This window comes from Streptomyces sp. UH6, from assembly GCF_013421635.1.
Lineage (GTDB): Bacteria > Actinomycetota > Actinomycetes > Streptomycetales > Streptomycetaceae > Streptomyces > Streptomyces abyssomicinicus.
The window spans coordinates 1-2,569 of sequence record NZ_JACADT010000822.1 but is presented as its reverse complement, the minus strand read 5'-3'; the positions used below and the strand labels follow the sequence as shown (position 1 = coordinate 2,569).

The window sequence follows — 2,569 nt, the reverse complement described above, 5'->3', positions numbered from 1 at the left end:
CCGAGCGCGGCCATCCGCTTGGTGTGGGCCTCCGTGATGCGGGAGAACATCCGGCCCACCTCCGCGAGGTCGAAGCCGTCCGCCACGCCGCCCACCAGCATGGTGGAGAGCGCGTCCCGCTCCGCCACCACGCGCTGCGACTGCGACAGCGCCTCGCCCATCAGCCGCCGCGCCCACAGCGCCAGCCGCCCGCCGACCCGCGGCTCCGCCTCGATGGCCGCCCGCACCTTCTCCACGGCGAACTCGGCGTGCCCGAGGTCGTCGAGCACCGCCAGCACCAGCTCCCGGGTGTCGGAGTCGAGCCGCACCGCGACCTCGCGGTAGAAGTCCGCCGCGATCGAGTCGCCGACGTAGGCCTTGACCAGGCCCTCCAGCCAGTCCGACGGGGCCGTCTGCCGGTGGAAGCCGTCCAGCGCCGCGACGAAGGGCGCCATGGCCTCCTCCGGGTCGACGTCGATCTCCGCCAGCCGGGCCCGCAGCCGGTCGAAGTGGCCGAACTCGGCGGCGGCCATCTTGGCCAGCTCGCCCTTGTCGGCGAGGCTCGGCGCCAGCTTGGCGTCCTCGGCGAGCCGCTCGAACGCCGACAGCTCGCCGTACGCGAGCGCACCCAGCAGGTCCACGACGGCGGCGCGGTACTGCGGGTCTGCGGAAGCCTGCTCCCAGGTCTGCGCGGCGACCTTGTCGGTCGCGGCGTCCGGAGCGGCGTCGGTCTGGCCGGTGGCGTTGTCAGGCGTCGTCATGAAACGAACGATAGTCCGCCCGGCCGTTCCCCTCGCCGTCACCGCCCACGCCCGTCGCCGTCACCGCCCACGCCCGCCCCGGCGCACGGCCAGGACGGAGGGCGCGCGCGGGCGAGGACGCGCGGGGGCGGGTCCGCGGCGGGGCGGAGGCGGCGACGGCGCGATGTGAGGAGCACTACGTCGCCGGACCGACCCTCGCATGTGCGCGATTCCGGGGTATGGTGGTAATGCGCCCGCCACGTATCCGACGGGCCGCACGAATGAGGATGCCCGGTCGGTGGCCCGATCGGCTCCGACCCGACAGCCCTCCTCGCCCGCAGCCCCCATGCGTGCGGCCACGGAGGGACCCCTCAGCGGTACGAGTGCTGGAGCGTCGGCGTGGTCCCGTGCCACGGGCCCGTCTCCCGAGCAGGGCCGACGACGTCCTTCCGGTTCGGTACGACCGTGCCCGCCACGGTGGACCCCCGCGCTCGCCTCGCGCCGCGCACACAGAAGAGGCAGCACCCTGACTACCACATTCCGCGATCTCGGAATTCTCCCTGAGACGGCCGAAGCCCTCGAGGCGGTCGGCATCGTCAGTCCCTTCCCCATCCAGGAGATGACGCTCCCGGTGGCCCTCTCGGGCTCGGACGTCATCGGCCAGGCGAAGACCGGCACGGGCAAGACCCTCGGTTTCGGTCTGCCGCTCCTGGAGCGCGTCACCGTCCCCGCCGACGTCGAGGCCGGGCGGGCGAAGCCGGAGGACCTGACCGAGGCGCCGCAGGCGCTGGTCGTCGTCCCCACCCGTGAGCTGTGCACCCAGGTCACCAACGACCTGCAGACGGCCGGCAAGGTCCGCAACGTCCGGGTCCTCGCGATCTACGGCGGCCGCGCCTACGAGCCTCAGGTCGAGGCGCTGAAGAAGGGCGTCGACGTGGTCGTCGGCACCCCGGGGCGCCTCCTGGACCTGGCCGGCCAGAAGAAGCTGGACCTCAAGCACGTCCGCAGCCTGGTCCTCGACGAGGCCGACGAGATGCTCGACCTCGGCTTCCTGCCGGACGTCGAGAAGATCATCAACATGCTTCCGGCCAAGCGCCAGACGATGCTGTTCTCGGCGACCATGCCGGGCGCGGTCATCGGCCTGGCCCGCCGCTACATGTCGCAGCCCACGCACATCCGCGCCACCGCGCCGGACGACGAGGGCAAGACGGTCGCGAACATCAAGCAGCTGGTCTACCGCGCGCACTCCATGGACAAGCCGGAGATGGTCGCCCGCATCCTTCAGGCCGAGGGCCGCGGGCTGGCGATGATCTTCTGCCGCACCAAGCGCACCGCCGCCGACATCGCCGACCAGCTCCAGCGCCGCGGGTTCGCCTCCGGCGCGGTCCACGGCGACCTGGGGCAGGGTGCCCGCGAGCAGGCGCTGCGCGCCTTCCGCAACGGCAAGGTCGACGTGCTGGTCTGCACCGACGTCGCCGCCCGGGGCATCGACGTCGAGGGCGTCACGCACGTCATCAACTACCAGTCCCCCGAGGACGAGAAGACCTTCCTGCACCGCGTCGGCCGCACCGGCCGCGCCGGGGCGAAGGGCACGGCCGTCACGTTCGTCGACTGGGACGACATCCCGCGCTGGCAGCTCATCAACAAGGCGCTGGGGCTGGACTTCAACGACCCGGTCGAGACGTACTCGACGTCGCCGCACCTCTTCTCCGACCTGTCCATCCCCGAGGGCACCAAGGGCATACTGCCGCGCTCCGAGCGCACGCGTGCGGGGCTGGGCGCCGAGGAGATCGAGGACCTGGGCGAGCCGGGTGGCCGCAGGAACGACCGTGAGCGCGGCCGGGGCGGCC

The 2,569-nt window shown here is 72.6% G+C and carries 2 protein-coding genes; one reads left to right on the top strand and one right to left on the bottom strand.

The window, feature by feature from the left end; genetic code table 11:
* On the bottom strand, positions 1-740 hold a 740-nt coding region (locus tag HW445_RS26320), incomplete at its 3' end, for a ferritin-like fold-containing protein (protein WP_180223377.1).
* 598 nt (positions 741-1,338) lie between these two features.
* Between HW445_RS26320 and HW445_RS26315 the strand changes: the two genes are divergently transcribed.
* The coding region (locus HW445_RS26315; RefSeq protein WP_257231302.1) for a DEAD/DEAH box helicase at positions 1,339-2,569 on the top strand (1,231 nt) is incomplete at its 3' end.